At 40.9% G+C, this 16463-nt stretch carries 18 protein-coding genes and 1 pseudogene; 9 read left to right on the top strand and 10 right to left on the bottom strand.

The genetic code is table 11. The annotated features are described in order from the left end of the window. Window positions 1-92 (top strand): annotated as a pseudogene (locus tag FTU46_RS09235) (IS5/IS1182 family transposase); the annotation flags it as partial. 22 nt (window positions 93-114) lie between these two features. On the opposite strand, the gene FTU46_RS09240 reads toward FTU46_RS09235, so the two are convergent. Both FTU46_RS09240 and FTU46_RS09245 read right to left on the bottom strand, forming a co-directional pair. Beyond that, window positions 115-435: a hypothetical protein gene (locus FTU46_RS09240; protein WP_180104836.1), complete on the bottom strand. Its 321-nt coding sequence runs from the start codon at window positions 433-435 to the stop codon at window positions 115-117. Continuing rightward, window positions 432-1034 carry a hypothetical protein gene (locus FTU46_RS09245; RefSeq protein WP_180104837.1) on the bottom strand — a complete coding sequence of 201 codons (603 nt, stop codon included), beginning with the start codon at window positions 1032-1034 and terminating at the stop codon, window positions 432-434. Before FTU46_RS09245 ends, FTU46_RS09240 begins: the two co-directional genes overlap by 4 nt. A gap of 149 nt (window positions 1035-1183) precedes the next feature. Between FTU46_RS09245 and FTU46_RS09250 the strand changes: the two genes are divergently transcribed. Together FTU46_RS09250 and FTU46_RS09255 are read left to right on the top strand one after the other, a co-directional pair. Beyond that, window positions 1184-1444, top strand: a complete 261-nt coding sequence (locus FTU46_RS09250; RefSeq protein WP_218951188.1) for a DUF4258 domain-containing protein — start codon at window positions 1184-1186, stop codon at window positions 1442-1444. Between the two features lie 15 nt (window positions 1445-1459). Then, a complete protein-coding gene (locus FTU46_RS09255) occupies window positions 1460-2008 on the top strand; it encodes a hypothetical protein (RefSeq protein ID WP_180104838.1) in 549 nt (182 codons plus the stop codon). Between the two features lie 109 nt (window positions 2009-2117). Here the strand turns inward: FTU46_RS09255 and FTU46_RS09260 are convergent, their stop codons facing one another. After that, window positions 2118-3119, bottom strand: a complete 1002-nt coding sequence (locus tag FTU46_RS09260) for an OmpA family protein (RefSeq protein ID WP_180104839.1) — start codon at window positions 3117-3119, stop codon at window positions 2118-2120. A 619-nt stretch (window positions 3120-3738) separates the two neighbouring features. Here FTU46_RS09260 and FTU46_RS16725 point away from each other — a divergent pair. The 4 genes from FTU46_RS16725 to FTU46_RS09275 are packed head-to-tail and all read left to right on the top strand — an operon-like array spanning window position 3739 to window position 7130. Further along, window positions 3739-3861 carry a hypothetical protein gene (locus FTU46_RS16725; RefSeq protein WP_257224637.1) on the top strand — a complete coding sequence of 41 codons (123 nt, stop codon included), beginning with the start codon at window positions 3739-3741 and terminating at the stop codon, window positions 3859-3861. Next, window positions 3854-4306, top strand: coding sequence for a CopG family ribbon-helix-helix protein (locus tag FTU46_RS09265; RefSeq protein ID WP_099339103.1), 453 nt, complete (start codon window positions 3854-3856; stop codon window positions 4304-4306). The genes FTU46_RS16725 and FTU46_RS09265 overlap by 8 nt, the downstream gene beginning before the upstream one ends. After that, window positions 4303-6111: an allophanate hydrolase gene (gene atzF / locus FTU46_RS09270; protein WP_180104840.1), complete on the top strand. Its 1809-nt coding sequence runs from the start codon at window positions 4303-4305 to the stop codon at window positions 6109-6111. The genes FTU46_RS09265 and atzF overlap by 4 nt, the downstream gene beginning before the upstream one ends. After that, window positions 6108-7130: an ABC transporter substrate-binding protein gene (locus FTU46_RS09275; protein WP_180104841.1), complete on the top strand. Its 1023-nt coding sequence runs from the start codon at window positions 6108-6110 to the stop codon at window positions 7128-7130. The genes atzF and FTU46_RS09275 overlap by 4 nt, the downstream gene beginning before the upstream one ends. Before the next feature lie 285 nt (window positions 7131-7415). On the opposite strand, the gene FTU46_RS09280 is transcribed toward FTU46_RS09275, so the two are convergent. The 5 genes from FTU46_RS09280 to FTU46_RS09300 form a co-directional block, all read right to left on the bottom strand. Further along, entirely contained in the window at window positions 7416-7745 is a 330-nt protein-coding gene (locus FTU46_RS09280; protein ID WP_179992574.1) for a multidrug efflux SMR transporter, read from the bottom strand. Between the two features lie 8 nt (window positions 7746-7753). Beyond that, complete coding sequence (locus FTU46_RS09285) at window positions 7754-8635, bottom strand: hypothetical protein (protein WP_180104842.1); 882 nt, start codon at window positions 8633-8635, stop codon at window positions 7754-7756. Beyond that, entirely contained in the window at window positions 8632-9639 is a 1008-nt protein-coding gene (locus FTU46_RS09290; RefSeq protein ID WP_180104843.1) for an isopenicillin N synthase family oxygenase, read from the bottom strand. The genes FTU46_RS09285 and FTU46_RS09290 overlap by 4 nt, the downstream gene beginning before the upstream one ends. A gap of 76 nt (window positions 9640-9715) precedes the next feature. Continuing rightward, entirely contained in the window at window positions 9716-10597 is an 882-nt protein-coding gene (locus tag FTU46_RS09295) for an ABC transporter ATP-binding protein (protein ID WP_180104844.1), read from the bottom strand. Continuing rightward, complete coding sequence (locus tag FTU46_RS09300) at window positions 10597-11541, bottom strand: ABC transporter permease (protein ID WP_180104845.1); 945 nt, start codon at window positions 11539-11541, stop codon at window positions 10597-10599. Before FTU46_RS09300 ends, FTU46_RS09295 begins: the two co-directional genes overlap by 1 nt. Before the next feature lie 318 nt (window positions 11542-11859). On the opposite strand from FTU46_RS09300, the gene mtlD reads away from it, so the two are divergent. Then, window positions 11860-13986 carry a bifunctional mannitol-1-phosphate dehydrogenase/phosphatase gene (gene mtlD / locus FTU46_RS09305; RefSeq protein ID WP_180104846.1) on the top strand — a complete coding sequence of 709 codons (2127 nt, stop codon included), beginning with the start codon at window positions 11860-11862 and terminating at the stop codon, window positions 13984-13986. A 68-nt stretch (window positions 13987-14054) separates the two neighbouring features. Here mtlD and FTU46_RS09310 read toward each other — a convergent pair whose 3' ends face one another. Both FTU46_RS09310 and FTU46_RS09315 read right to left on the bottom strand, forming a co-directional pair. Beyond that, window positions 14055-15059, bottom strand: coding sequence for an ABC transporter substrate-binding protein (locus FTU46_RS09310; protein WP_180104847.1), 1005 nt, complete (start codon window positions 15057-15059; stop codon window positions 14055-14057). Window positions 15060-15069: 10 nt separating this feature from the next. After that, window positions 15070-15648, bottom strand: coding sequence for an ANTAR domain-containing response regulator (locus FTU46_RS09315; protein ID WP_180104848.1), 579 nt, complete (start codon window positions 15646-15648; stop codon window positions 15070-15072). A gap of 345 nt (window positions 15649-15993) precedes the next feature. On the opposite strand from FTU46_RS09315, the gene FTU46_RS09320 reads away from it, so the two are divergent. Then, window positions 15994-16194 carry a hypothetical protein gene (locus tag FTU46_RS09320; RefSeq protein ID WP_180104835.1) on the top strand — a complete coding sequence of 67 codons (201 nt, stop codon included), beginning with the start codon at window positions 15994-15996 and terminating at the stop codon, window positions 16192-16194. Window positions 16195-16463 lie beyond the last annotated feature (269 nt).

Here is a 16463-nt window from a genome sequence, read left to right on the forward strand (position 1 = left end):
TTAGAGGAATAGCTACTCGATATGACAAGCTCAAAAGAAATTATCAAAGTTCTGTTGCCTTAGCCTGTATATTTTTATGGCTACCGTTATAGGGTTAATTATGAACAGTAAGTGTCAACAGACCCTAGATTCTAAATTATAAAATGTTATGGCAAGTTTGAGGTTAGATATTTGATCTTCAGTTAATTGACATGTATCTAGATCTTCAAATTTTTTTTGAGAAGTTTCAAGATATTCAGCAATTGCAAAGTTAATTTTCTGTTGAAAAAGCATATTGATAAATTTAGATTTACTAATTCCCATTTTTTTGCAATAAAATTCTAGTTTTTCAAATTCAACTTCGGGTAGTTTGAAAGTAAGAGGTGAACTTTTTTCATTTTTTTCTTGTCCTTCATTAGCATGAATTTTTCCTAATTCTTTGAAGTAATTGCTCATTTCATTGATTCCTGAGGGTTAAGTCTATCAAATTCTTGCCATGCCATATTTTCAATATCATTACTTATTTTTCTCATTTTGAATAATGACCACATAACATGATTTGGTTCATCAAGCTCAATTGCATCTGTTCTTAGTTCTTCAATTAAATTTTCTAAATTTAATTGCCCCCCTCTTTGCAAGTGTTTGCCAAGTAGATAGTTTAAATATGCAGAATCGGAATAACTCACAACCAATTCTTCTAAAATTTTAGCTCGGCTTATATCAAGGTTATGTGCACAGAAATCTAATTTTTGTTTTTGATCTTCATTTAATTTAATAGAAATACCTTTAGTTTGGTAATTTTCCTTATTTAATTGAGCCTTACTACCTAAATTAAAAAAAATCGACAAATCATCAAACGTATAGAGTCCATTATTCTCGTGATCTAATTCTAATAGATTGTGTAGTTTTACATTTTCTGTGGTCTGAAAAAATTCAATAAGTTCTTCGACTTCCTTTAAAGCAATTGAGCTTAAAAGCTTTTTCGAGTCATAGGCATAAGCTTTTTTTGAGTTTAGGAACAGTTTTAAAACCATTTCTATATTTTCATTTCTCATTTTTAATACTCCGAAGGGATTGAAGCAAGCATAAAATGAGGTTGGATAAATGTCAAATACAATACAAATAAAAAAATATATAAATTGTATTTGACATTTGTTTTGGATAATCGTAGCCTAAAAAACAACCAATAATTGGGGTGTATAAAATGTTGCAGTCAAATCACTTTATGAAGCGTGCTAAGCAAAGAGGTATTACATATCGAATGGTGCAATTCGCTTTGAAATATGGAGAAGTTAAAGGTGAACGTTCATTTATAAATAAAAAGATCCTAGATGATCTAATTAACAATTTAACGAAAGAATTAATGGCAGCAAAGCGCTTAAGGGACAAAGGTGGGATCGTTATTGTTTCTGATAAGGAGAACTTAATTACTACTTTTGACTTTGATAGCTATAGAAAATATTGATCGGAGTGCTGGGAAATGGATAATTACATATGGTTAAATCAATACAAGCGACAATTTGAAAAAAAATTAGAAATAAATGAATATTTAAGAGGAGAAAATGAATTTGATGATAATTTGCTCTCTTATATAGATAAATTAGTAGATGAAGTCTCAGAAGTGGCAAATCAGAATGGTTTAGAAATTAAACGTATTCATAATCTAATTAGAATTTATTCAAGAGAATCTCAAACAGTTCTATTGTTAATAAAGGCTAAATATCTTATGCATGATGGTAGAAAAGAAATTGTTTTTACTATTGAAAAACATAGAACTGTAGACTTTACAGAACGGTATAAGGGGAGCTTCATTACTGATCCTAAAAAGTGGATTCAGAAATTTATAGAAAAAATTGTTGAGAGAAGATTAAAGTTTACGATTGATTTTGAAAAAACCTATAAACCTACGGATAATTCTATTATAAAAGTAAGCCCTGCTATCTCTTTTTCTTGCCGATTATGTGGTGGTGATGGGGGAGCAACTGGTAATTGTCCAAGATGTGGAGGAAATGGGTTAGAACAAGAATAGGTAGATGAATTATTAAGTAATTTGTAAAAATTACTTAATAAATTTTAGAATTATAAAATTAAATTTATTTAAAAGACCGCAATAAAGCGGTCTTTATTTAGTCGGAATCTTATAACTTCACCAACTCTACCCGACGATTTTTCGCCTTACCATCTTCGCTTGCATTATCTGCAACAGGTTGTATATCCCCAAACCCTTTAGCAGTTAAACGACTGCTTTCAATACCTGCTTTAGCCAGGGCACTCACCACACTTTGCGCACGTTGATCAGACAACTTTAAATTATGTGCAGCATCACCGCTATTATCCGTATGACCATAAATGCCCAGTTTTAACTCAGGATTGTCTTTTAATAAAGCAACAATCTGCTCAATTTGATCTTGTGAGTCTGGCAAAATCTCGGCTTTATCGGTTGCAAAGTTAATCTGTACGCTCACTTTATTGTCTTGATCCAGACTTTGTTTTAGTGCACTCGAAGTCAGTGCTTTGGCAGTGACATTTAAAGGCTTGGATTCAGCCACCATCAGCGAAATATAATTGCCAGATTGGGTTAGCTGGAACCATGCGGTCTTATCTTCCTGGCGAACTACATAAGTCTTGGTCGGGTAGTTAAAAATATCACCCAGGCCAGCATAATACTGCACCTGAAAATCCTTAGGAATTTTCTCAATGATATCTTTGGGAATCTGGCTATTGGCAATTTCTACACCGCCCAAATCCTTGATCACACTCTCCAGATTACGCTGAATTTCTAAAAAATTGCCTTCTTTATATTCCGGTTTCGAGGTAATGCCTGAACTGAATAATTTGCCTTCAACCCATTCCAGTTGCTGTCCTGTCCAGAATGGAACGCGCTCAAAATTGCGCTGCTCAGTATTTTGATAGATATAACCGTCTGGCAGGGAAATATAAGGAAAGTCACCGAGTGTCGCTGTGCTGAGTGGAATTTTACTGATGTCAAAAGCTTGTGCCGGTGCCGTTTCGGCAGCTTGCGTGGTATCTTCCTGCTGGATTTCGGTTTTGGAGGTTTCTGCTTGCTCGGTTTTGCTACATGCCGCAAAAATAAAAGGCATACAAAGAATGGCAGTACGAAGGAGAGTGGAAGTCTTCATTAAATTTCCTTATTGTTCGGGCATTTTTATGGAATTTATTGTATAGAAATTCACCTGTAGTGCAAATTTTAATCAAAACCTAAATCTGAGCGGCTTTAGTATTCATAATTAAAGCCAGAGAAGAGTAATTGGTGAAGATTCCATTATCAAAAACTGTACCATAAAACCCCATTTTGATATCGTTTTGGTGCAAGTTTGATCACTCTTGGCGCATAAATATTTTAGACACATTTTGTAGCATTTATTAAGTTTCAACTAACTGTTTTAAATCAATTTTTTAATAATAAAAAACTCTTTATATTTGGCATATTTTCTGCTTTTATTTATATACCGAATTAAAAGAGGAGAGCATATTACTTGAATAACCAGACGCAATTCTCGATCAATCCATCATGTCTAAAAATAATTACAGTACATGATTAATTTAACGACCTCTTGGTGAATTAATTCACTCATTTTGATTCCAAATAAGCCCCATAACCGTTGATGGGGCTTTTTTGAGCTGAATTTCTGCCTTTTCTCCTCGTAATTAGCAAATTTCCTCATCTAAAACTGGCACGCTTTCTGCTTTTCCTTAAGTAATACGAAATTTACATTCAGTAATACCGAGGAGATGCGCATGAATAATCAAAGCAAAAAAGCCAAGCTGCATCCATTTGCCCAATTTTTCATTGAACTGCTCAGCGTTCGCGCCGGGCTTTATGTCAAACAGGATTCACTCAAGGAAAGCAGACGTGTCTAAACCGAAATTGGCACGAATCAGTATCACCGTGCCGGAAACCACCTTACAGGCCATGGATCAGAAAATTGTCGAGCAGCATTATGAAAGCCGCTCGCAGGCCATTGTCGACATGATTAACCGCCACCTGATTGATGAACTGGTTTCTCGTGATGAAGTGATGGTCGGTACGCTGACGCTGGTTTATGACGTCAGCCTGAAACCGTTACGTTCCCAATTGGTCGATTTGCAACAGCAATATCTGGAACAGGTGATCAGCTCGCTGCATATCCAGCTGGATGATCAGAAAGTCCTGCAAGTGATGCTGATGCAGGGTGTAAGCAGTGATTTAAAAGAAATTAGCGAACAATTTATTGCATTAAAAGGGGTGCTCAAAGGACACCTGGAACTGATGGATGCCGTGATGCCTCCCATTCCCCAAAATACCAATAAAGGAGTATTGTCATGAATACTTTATGGACAATTCAAGACTGGCAGAACGCCTACCAACAGCAGCAGATTCAGTTACAGGACCTGATCGATTATGTTGCATCATTTCAAAATGATGATCATGCCTGGATTTCAATTGCATCTGCAGAACAATTACAAGCACAAATTGATGCCTTAACAGGAAAATCACTAGCCGAATTGCCACTCTACGGCATTCCATTTGCAGTCAAAGACAATATTGATGTAGCCGGTTTTTATACCACTGCAGCCTGCAAAGAAGCATCTTATCTCGCAACCAGCGATGCCACTGTCGTCACTAAATTAAAAGCTGCAGGTGCAATTGTGGTGGGTAAAACCAACCTAGACCAGTTTGCCACAGGTCTGGTTGGTGTACGTTCACCCTACGGCGCAGTGAAAAACAGCTTTAATCCAGAATATATCAGCGGCGGTTCAAGCTCAGGTTCATCGGTAGCGGTGGCGAATGGTCAGGTGCCATTCAGTTTAGGTACCGATACGGCGGGTTCAGGTCGTGTACCGGCAGGACATAACAATATTGTCGGCTTGAAACCCACCAAAGGCTGGTTCTCCACTACGGGTCTGGTACCCGCGTGCCGCACCATTGATGTGATTTCGGTCTTTGCTTTGACTGTCGATGATGCATGGCAAGTCGCACAAATCATGCAAGGCTATGACGCAAGCGATGAATATTCACGCCAGCATCCAGCCAATGTCCCAACCCAATTTTCCAAAGGCAAAATCGCCATTCCGGCACAACTGGAATTCTATGGTGATGCCGAAACTGATAAAGCCTTTGAATTGGCAATTGCTCGTGTAAAACAGCTTGGTTATGCAGTTGAAGCGATTGATTTCAGCATTTTCAACCAGTTGGCATCCGCACTTTATAACAAGGCTTGGGTGGCTGAACGGACCAATGCTGTTGAAAAACTGGTTTCTCGTGATGTAACGCATCCGGTGATTAACCAGATCATCAGTCAGGCAGATAACTTTAATGCCGTGGATATGATGCAGGCGGAATATGAAAGAGCGCAATTGGCTCGTCAGATCAATCTGGCGCTGGCGGATTTTGATGCCTTGATGGTGCCAACGGCGCCAACCATCTACAAGATTGCCGATGTAGAAGCCGATTCACTGGTGAAAAACAGCCACATGGGCGCTTATACCAACTTCGTGAATTTTGCGGATTTGTCGGCTTTGGCACTGCCTAATGCGATTCGTGCTGATGGTTTGCCAAGCGGGGTAACTTTTATCGCTCCAGTCTGGATGGATCAGGCCTTGGCAAACTTTGGTCAGACTTGGCAGCAGGCAACGGCGTTGACACTGGGCACATCTGAAAAAACTTATGAACCAACAAGCCAGATTCAGTCACAGCATGCAGTAAAACTGGCTGTTGTCGGCGCCCATCTGACTGGTATGCCATTGAACTTCCAGCTCACCACACGTGGCGGCACTTTAGTGCAAAAAACCAAAACGGCAGCCAGCTATAAATTGTTTGCACTGAAAAATACCACCCCACCGAAACCGGGCTTGCAGTACCACAGCAAAGGTCAAGAAATCGAAGTGGAAGTCTGGGAGATTCCGTTTGCCAACTTTGGTCAAATCGTGGCAGAAGTTCCAGCACCGCTGGGCATTGGCAATGTACAGCTGGCAGATGGCAGCTGGGTGAAAGGTTTTATCTGCGAAGGCTATGCGCTGGAAGATGCAACTGGCATCAGTCATTTCGGCGGTTGGCGTGACTTTATTAAATCAAAACAACTTTCAAATACGCGTTTTAAATGTAATTGCATAGGGGAAATAGCACAATGATCAAGAAAGTAACTTTAGCAGCATCTGTTTGCTGCGCAATTTTTATGAGCGGTTGTGACAATACGGCTAAAGTTCCAGAATCATCTGGTCAGGCCAAAGGCAGTGTAAATACTCAGCCGATTCGTATCGGCTATAGCGACTGGCCAGGTTGGGTGGCTTGGCAAGTGGCGATTGAAAAAGGCTGGTTAAAAGAAGCAGGTGTGAATGCAGATTTTAAATGGTTTGACTATTCTGCTTCATTGTCTGCCTTTGCAGCAAATCAGCTGGATGCCGTCATGGTAACTAATGGTGATAATCTGGTGACTGGCTCTGGTGGTACTAAAGGCGTGATGATTCTGGCGACGGATTATTCAGCTGGAAATGACGTGATCATTGCCAAGAATGGAATTAACTCGATTCAGGATCTACGCGGTAAAACGGTTGCCACTGAAAAAGGTCTGGTCGATCACTTGCTGCTATCGACTGCTCTGGATGATGCAAAGGTTAAACTGAATGAAGTGAAACTGGTCAATACCATGACCAATGAATTACCACAGGTCTTTAATACTCCAGATATTGATGCGATTGCGGTATGGCAGCCAGTCGCAAATCAGGCATTATCTGCGGTTGCCGGGTCAAAAATTATTTTCAGCTCTAAAGATAAAGCTGGTCTGATCTATGATACTTTGACCGTAAATCCTGCGCATCTGGAAGCCAATAAAGAGCAATGGAAAAAGGTCATTCAGGTTTGGGATAAAACCGTTAAATATATCAATGACCCGGCAACACGTGCAGATGCTGTAGAAATCATGTCGAAACGTGTCGGTGTTGATGCCAAGGCCTATATGCAATTTGTAGATGGTACTCACTTGCTGGATCTGGAAGCCAACAAGAAAGTCTTTACCAAAGGTGATGGTTTCGATTCGATCTATGGTTCAAGCTATCACGTCAACAAGTTCAACGTTACCAATGGCATTTATAGCACTGAAATGAATGTGGATAGTGTGATTGTTCCAACGCTGGTACAAGAGCTAAAATAAGTCGAAATCCAGATAATAAAAAATCCCCGGTTTCGGGGATTTTTTATTATTAGATGAGTAAATATCTTTTATAAATCGAAAAATGATCATTAATATTCAAATTTAATGGATATTGAAAGTTTCTTCTCCCTCTGGGATGAGAAGCATAGCTTTGCAAGAGGATGAGGGTATTTATTAGAGAGAACCTCTCCCTGAGGAGCATGCTCCGCAAGTCTCCTACAAGGAGAGGGAATTTACTTCTTAGTAATTAAAAAATGACTGATGAAAAACACTAATATTAAGAAATTAAAGTTCAATACTTTTGGAAAAGACATTAATAAAAATAATTCCCACAATCATGAATGACAGACCAATCAGTGCCGGAATATCCAGATGCTGCTTGAACACCAGCAGTCCCACTGTAGAAATCAGGATAATACCTGCACCGGACCAGATGGCATAAGCAATGCCCATTGGGATGGTTTTCATGGCCATGGAAAGAAAGAAAATGGCAATCGCATAGCCAACAAATGTGGTGATTGAAGGCCAGAGTACGCTAAAGCCATTGGAGGCCTTTAGTGCAGAAGTCGCGATGACTTCTGCAATAATAGCAACGGATAGATATAAAAAAGCCATATTCCTCCTTATAACACCCGTTCTGCATGATGCAGCAGGTGATTCTGTTCTTTGCTCATCCACTGTTCAGCTTCTGTAGTCGTGCTAGTCCTGTGCTGAAACTCATATTCAGGTTGGTAGATATCAATCTTAAAAATCAGGTCAATTGCACGACCATCCAGAACCACATGCTGGACCAGACGGGTTGCATCCAGAATTTCAAAATTGTCCAGATCAAAGGCGTTGCCTGTTTCACCGGTACGGGTGCTGTAGGTTTTACTTAAACCTTGGGTGCCAATAGAGACTTCAAAGCTTTGTAATAGATCAAATGAAGTAGTATCGGCTGACTTGATATCTAGTTCTGCAACTTGAGATTGCATCTCTGGCAAACGGGTCAGGGCATAGGCAATATGATCATCACAGATGATCAGACCGCCATCCATTTGCAGTTTTGCACCTGATTGGACATCTACCGCAGATTCTAAGCGTAGGCCTAAGAACAGCCCTTTCTTCACTTGCTGACGCCAGTCTTCGACATAGACATTGCTTGGTGAAAATTCCAGAATGCAGTTACCAATCGCATGTAGTTTGGCCGGTTCAGGCCACTGCACATGATTTTGATAATTGGCGTAGTCTTCAACTTCCCATGACAAGAGCTGCGTTGCATCATCCCATACCGTATTGCCAATCCAGCCCTGACGTTCTGTCACTGGTGTGTCATTCTGACTTTTCAGGCGTAGATCAATAGTAAAGCTGCGTGACTGGAACCAGTACACAATGGTGTTTTGATCGGTCAGGCCATTAAAGAAACTGATGCTTTTCCTGCGAAATGCCCCATATAAAAAGCTCGGAACTACTTCAGGTTGAGTAGTTGTTGGCGTTAATTTTTTTATGGCTTCTAATAGGTTCATGATGCTGCCTCCGATTTTTCATTTAAACCAAAGGAAGACAGTGGAACGGCATTTTTTAGAACCAGCTCACCATTGGCAATTCGCTGTTTTAAATACTGGAACGTTTGTGCGGTCTGATTAAACAGGTGTTCACCACCAATCAAAGGCTTATATTTGGAATCATCAGTTTTTACCACCGGTTCAATCACCGTGTCATAGTTACAGGCACAGAACAACGGGAAGGAATAACGTTCTTCAGAGACTTTTTTTACGCGGTGTTTGGTTGCCAGGTATTTGCCATTGGACAGGATTTCCATCATGTCTCCAATGTTCATCACCAACGTATTTTCGATGAGTGGAATATCAATCCATTCACCGGATTTGTTCAGCACCTGCAAACCTGGCGCAGTTGGTAATAGCAGGGTAAAGCATTCATAGTCGGTATGTGCGCCGATGCCTTCGGCATCTTTGATATCCGGATTGTACGGATAATGAATCAGGCGCAATTGACTTGGCGCATCATTAATTTTATCAGCAAAGAAATCTTCTTTGACACCAAGAGCCAGGGCAAAAGCAGAAAAAATTTGTTCGCTAATGGTGCGCAAGTGACCGTAATATTGGCTGACAATGGCTTTAAAATTTGGATAATCAGGCCATAAGGTTGGGCCAAGCAATGGGCAGTCTGTTCTAGAACCCTGATAGTCATAATTCACATCATAGGCTTCTTTGAGGTCATAACTGTTGCTTGCGAACTGTTCTTCACCAATTGGCACATAACCACTATGGTTACTGGATTTGCCAATATAGTGCTGCATTTTTGTGTCCAGATCCTGCTCGAAATAGGATTTGGCCAGTTCAACCAGTGACGTGGCATAATCAAAATTAAACTGATCTACTTTAAGATAAAGGAATCCGACATCTTTACAGGCCTGGTCTAAAGCTGCCGCAACTTCAAGACGATCGGCCAGATGTGGATTTTGCATTTTGGAAATATCGACGAGTGGGAGTACGTATTGGTCTTGCATTGCAATCACCTTATTGTTGGTCGTCCAACACAGCGATTAAAACCTTTGGGTCGTCCCAAAGGCTCTTTAAAATGGATTATTTGCTCGTGCTGACTTTGGTCAAGCGTGGAATCTCTGGAAGATCGGCGAGTGCAGGATCCAACTCATCCTCCCGTGCATGTACCAGATGATTGACGTGCTCGCGAAGCTGTTTAAATTCCGGAGTCAGCATCAGATCTGGATGACGTGGACGTGGCAAATCCACTTCAATAATCTCTTTGATCTCACCTGGATTGGCTTTCAGCGCCACAATCCGGTCTGCCAGCAAGATGGCTTCATCCATATCGTGGGTCACGAAAATGATGGTGATGTCGATGTTTTGCCACAGATCCATCAGGTGACGCTGCATTTTTTGGCGCGTATGCGGATCCAGTGCACCAAAAGGTTCATCCATCAGTAGTACTTTAGGTTCATTGACCAAGGCGCGGGCAATCGCCACACGCTGTTTCATCCCACCTGAGAGTTGATGCGGATACTGATCCTGATATTTTTCCAGGCCAATAATGTTGATCCATTCACGTGCCTGCGCTTCAGCAGAAGCATTGCTTTGACCTTTCATTTTCGGGCCAAACATGATGTTTTCTTTCACGGTCTTCCATGGAAACAGGGTATAGCCCTGAAACACCATGCCACGTTCCGGGCTTGGGCCAGTAATCGGCTTGCCATCCACCAGAATTTCACCGCTGGTATAAGGATCAAGCCCAGCAACAACGCGGCTAAAGGTGGATTTACCGCAACCCGATGGACCAATCACACAGATAAACTCACGTTTATGAATTTTCAGGTCAATGCCATTTAAAATGGTGCGTTCAGTTTTGCCATGCTTGAAGGATTGAGTGAGCTGTTTGGCTTCCAGGATGACCGGACGGCTATAAATCTTGTCAAAGTATTCGCGGGTATTAAATTCAGAGTTTTGCATCAGTTTGCTCCCGGTTTCCATTTAAATAAGCGTTGTCCCAATTTCATTAAAATCACGTCACAGAGCAGACCAATTACCCCAATGATCAGGATTGCTGCAAAGACATTGTCAAAATTCTGATAACGGGCCTGCTGGGTAATAAACCAGGTAATACCAGACGTGCTACCGATCAGTTCAGCTACGATCAGGTAAGTCCATGCCCAGCCGAGCAGTACGCGCAGGTTGCGGTAGATTTCAGGAAGGGCTGCTGGAATAACCACATGAAACAGGCTTTTTAATTTATTAGTACCCAGGGTAAAACCGGCTTCAATCAGACTGCGATCCACCAGTCGTGTGGTATTGGCAATAATCAGGATTTGCTGGAACAGGGTTCCAATCACAATGATGGCTACTTTTGGTGCATCATTGATGCCTAAAATAGCAACCGCAAGCGCACCAAAGGCCGGGGCAGGCAGATAGCGGAAAAACTCAACAAATGGCTCGGTCAGTTGGGAAATTTTATTAGAGAAGCCACATAAAATACCGAGTGGAATACCGATCAGGGAAGAAATAAAGAAGGCAGTAAACACCAGTTTGATACTGTGCCACAGGCTTTCATGAAACCATGGGGCATTGGCTTGAGCAGGTTCTGTGGTAAATGCAGTGACCAATGCGATCGCCACTTCATGCGGGGCAGGCAGATAGATCGGATTGACCAGAATACCTTGGGGCGGCGCAAGACCTTGATCCACTGCGGATTGCGCAGCAGAGAAAAAGATATCCTTATCAATACGACTACCGACCTGTAAATAGCTAACGCTGCCTGAATCGGCAATCTGGACTTGTGGATGCCAGATAAATGGCAAATAACTGACTGCACACCAAATCAAGATCGGTATTAAAAAAGACCCCAAGCCAAACAGTATTTTATTTCTTTGACTGAGTTCACGTGCAACGTAACTCATAGTGTTGCCCCTCAATATTACAATTTTTATAAAACGTAATACTGATCAAGCAAAATGGATGCCATGATAAGCAGAAACATTTAAAATGATAAAATAACCTGATATTTCAAAAGAAAAATTTAAACTGAGGGGCAAGATTAATAACTTACTTAAGTTAACAGTTTGATTACATCCAGAAACATAAATAATCGTATTTTAGTCTTTATTGATCAATTTATAGTCAGAACTATTTCATATCTTTACATCGGTTTATTTAATCTCTTATTTTCTTTAAGGTATTGTCCACTTCTTAACTCATTGAATTATAAAAGGGGAGCAATGCTAGAATTTAAAAATCAAATCGTACACGGCGCAATTTTCGATATGGATGGAACCATGTTTGATACAGAACGTTTGCGCTTTCAAACCTTGCAACAAGCTTCACGTGAGCTGATCGGCGTCGAATTTTCTGAAAACTATTTAATGCAGTGCTTGGGCTTAAGTGCCCGTAGTGCCGAGCAGTTGGCCAAAGAGCGTTATGGACAAGATGTTCCTTATGCCGAGATCCGCCAGCGCGCCGATGTACTGGAACTAGAACATGTACGCAATTATGGTGTTCCAATTAAAAAAGGTTTATTACAGGTACTGGAACGCCTACGCAAGGCAGGTCTAAAAATGGCTGTGGCGACTTCGAGTCGACGTGCGATCGCAGAAGAATATCTGATCAATGCCAATGTCTATAAATTTTTTGATGTGCTGGTGTGTGGCGATGAGATTAAACAAGGGAAACCTCATCCAGAAATTTTTATCAGCGCAGCCGAAAAAATCAATTTAAGTCCGGCTCAATGCCTGATGTTTGAAGATTCTGAAAATGGCCTGCGATCTGCTTATGATGCAGGTGGTATGACGGTACTTTTCAAAGACATTAAAACACCGAATGAATCGATGCTGGCACAAGCCCAGTATTATTATGAAACGATGGAAGATTTTCTGATAGATCTGAACCAGTTTGTTCCGGTTCTGGAAATGCCTGAACTTGAGACTGCATTTCCGCAAACGCTGAATCAGTTAACAGTTGGGATTCACGGCTTCGGTGCAATTGGCGGTGGTTATCTGGCTCAGGTGTTATCACACTGGGATGGCTATACGCGTCCACGCAAAATTATTGCCTCAACGCGTAATCCACTCTATCAATCTGCCGTAAATGCGTTTGGCACCTATTGCATTCGTTATGGTCAGAACTCTTTTGACCAGCGTATTGAAAATATGAGTGTGATTGATGCGCATGATCTGGAGCAAATGCAGAACATGTATATTGAATCCAGTCTGGTGGCAGTCTGTGTCCCTGAGGAAGCTCTGGTTTCTGAAGCAGAAGTAATTGCACAGGGTTTATATGCGCGATACTTGGCCTACGAGCAGCAGGAACAGCCGCTGACGCTGTTAATTATCCTGAATAAAATCGGGGCCAAACAGCTGGTGATGCAGCAGATTCTGAGCCGTCTGAAACAGATTACGGATGAACAGACAGCGCAGCACATTATGGATCAGCATTATTTCTGTGACACAGTGGTGAACCGTATGGTCTCCAAACTGTCCGACCAGAAACTGTACCGTCAGCTGCGCATCAAATACAACATGTTCAAGCAGTATCAGCTGGATGAAGATCTGTCCGTAGTGGATCTGGATGATTCTACAGCCCTGAATGCAGAGCAGGAACATCAGGCTGGCTTGTATATTGAAGACCTGCGCCGTAATTTCCAGCCGAGTCATATTCTACAGTCAATGGATCTGATTCTGTTTAATGCCGAAACGGATATGCCAATCTATGTGGAAAATAACAGTCCATTATTGGCTAAAATGCGCCAGATGATTCTGGTAGATGATATTGCCAATATCCAGCTGATTAAAAACCGCTTATGGAATGGTGTGCATGCGATGATGGCCTGGTATGCCAGCCTGCGCGGTCATCAGACCATTGGCGTGGCCATGTCAGATCATGCGGTCAGAAAATTCATGCAGCAGGCCTTAGCGCAGGTGAAGCATGGTCTCTGTTACCAGATTCCTAAGCATGCTTCAGATCTGGAGCGGCTGGCACAAAGTTTCACTGAATCCTGTGCCTATGCTTATCAGGACCCATGTGCACGTGTAGGGCGTGAACCTTTAAGAAAGCTGAAACACAATGAACGGGTTATGGGTTCATTATCGACCTTGCTTAAATATAGTTTACCGTTTGATGTGGTTTTAAAAGGCGCAGTGTTAGGTTATATCTATGCTCTGGAACAGGGTGAATGCGAGCAGCAGGAACTGTTGATGCATTTACAAATCCAGTTAAGACATATGGCATTAGAGCCGCAGCTATATGAGACCTTGTATGATGAAATGTCACAATTCATCAATCAGATTATCGCTGGAAAATTGTCCTTACAAAAATTCATGCAACTGGATTTGCAGCAAGCGCTCAGCTAAATATCAGCAGTAAATAAAAAGACCCAGAAATTTCTGGGTTTTTTATTGGAAGTTTATAAATTTATAATTTATACAGTCGTGGATTCTTGCTGATAAATACAGGATTGGGCAATCTGTCGCTGATCATCTGCGGACAGATCAATATTTTCCCATTTTTCCATCTGCTCTAATAGCCAGATAAAATCGGTGAATTGAGGCTCAACACTTTCACCTGCAAGGTTACGAATAATATTCTGAATCTTATGGAAGTCATAAACGTGTCGAGAAGCTGAACATTCAAACTGGATAATCTGATAATCGATCAGCATGTCCCAGACATCAGAAAGATCCGTAGCATGCTTTAAATCCATCTGGGCTTTTTTTACAGCTGAGACTAAGGCCTCAACAGTCAGTGGATGCAACTCGCCCCATTCCTGAGTTATCGCCAGCACTTTGTCTGCCACTTTAGGAATGACATTCTGGCTGGCTGCGACAATCAGGCTATAACCTTCAAGCTTGGCCTGAATATTCCATGGCTCACCCACACAAAAACCATCAAAAATCTGTGCTGCAATCCCTTTGACCATCAAAGGGGGAGGTGAGGTCTTGAGCAATATATTTTTAGCATATTGCGCATCAGTTAAAGCCAGCCATTCTCTTAAACAGTAATGATGAATGGAGTATTTATAAACATGAGCCAGACCTACTTTATGTTGCTGCTTTAAGGCACTGACCAGCTTTTGCGACGTGATCTGTTCATTATCTTCAGGCTGAATGCCCAGTTCATAACACAGATCCTGTCTTAAACTGATAAATGCCTGATTAATACTGAGCACTAATGGGGTTTGCAAAGCCACTTGTAACTGGTCTGCGCCCAAAGCAGCCGCGGGAAGCATGGCAGACAGGCAATGGGCAGCATCCAGAAAGCCATAGGCCAGACGGTCGCGTAAGCTGGACCAGGAGGCTTCACGGATCAGATTTACCTTTAAACCCTGTTCACTAAAATAACCTTGTCGCTCCGCCCAAAGAATGGCAACACAATCAAGCAGTGGAATATAGCCAATATTGAGTTCTGTTTTTTCTAATGTTGTCATTGAATGCTCCTTATTGGCCGGATAACAGTTTTTGTGCATCAAGTAAGCGCCTTGCCATATCGCCAATGGTAATCCGGTGACTCATGGCATTTTTGCGCAACAGGGCAAATGCTTCTTCTTCGCTCAGTCCATGCAGCTGGATCAGCAGGACTTTGGCTTTATCAATATCCCTGCGATCACTTAATTTTTCCTGAGTTTCCTTCAGGTCATGTAACAGTTTTTTATGTTTCTGGAATTGTTTAATCGATATTTCCAGAATATTTTCCAGTTTGGTTGGATCAATCCCGTCCACAATATATGCCGTGACTCCGGCATCAATGGCATTTCTGATGGTGTCCTTGTTGGAATTTTGGGTAAATAAAACCGTAGGTAATTCATACTGACTCACGCAGCTTTCGATAATATCGCGATGAGGATGATCCATATTTAACAGAATGACATCGGCATGCAGGCTTTTGATATCAACAATGTTGAGGTCATTCAGAATGACACAGGCCACCACATGAAAATCATGCGCAAGTAAAGAAGCCTGAATAAATTCAGCGCGTTCTGGATCATCATCAATCAGGGCAATTCGTAATTTAGACATGCAAGATTTTTAACTAGTACATCGGGGAATATTCTATGAGGACTTATGCAAAAAACATGCCATGCAATTTGGTGCAAAAAATCAGGAGATCAGGTTAAAAGTGTCATAAAAATAGTGCAGAGGAACTTAAAAGGCCGAATTAACCTGACTAAAATAAGGCGTTGTTGAAATAATCGCACTAAAATAAGGAGTTTTAAGGCAATAAAGAATATAAAAATTACCGCTTAGATCAATTTTAATTTCATCAAGATGATCGGGAAAAATAAAAAATCAAATATAGATAAAAATATTGGAATAATAATTGCTTATTTTTAATCCACTATAAAATAAAAAGGTGGAATAGACATGAAATTACAACTTATACCATCACTGCTAGTAATAAGCAGTCTTTTGATGGCGGGTAATGTGATGGCAGAAGATGGTGGTTTACGTTTTACTGAGAAAACTCTGGCCAAAGTGACAGAAATGAAAACCAAGAAAAAATTAGCCGAAACCCGGCAAGCTGCACCATTACAAGCGCAAGTAATTGAAAATGCCTCTAAATAAAATAATAGCCAGAATACATGAAGAAACTCTCCAGCAGGAGGGTTTCTTTTTTGGGCTGAAATCTATAAGCCATAGTTCAAAAAATAAGAATTCTATTTTCTAGTTATGACTAAGATTTTGGTCTAGAAACCTGTCTATTAAACTGATCTTGATGAATCAGAATATTGTTTATATCTTCAAAATTTTTAATTTAAATCACTTTTTGCCAACTCGAATTAGATGGTTACAAGAAAAAAATACATATCTATAAATTACAAATACTTAATAAA

Source organism: Acinetobacter sp. YH12108 (genome assembly GCF_013419055.1).
Classification (GTDB): Bacteria; Pseudomonadota; Gammaproteobacteria; order Pseudomonadales; family Moraxellaceae; genus Acinetobacter.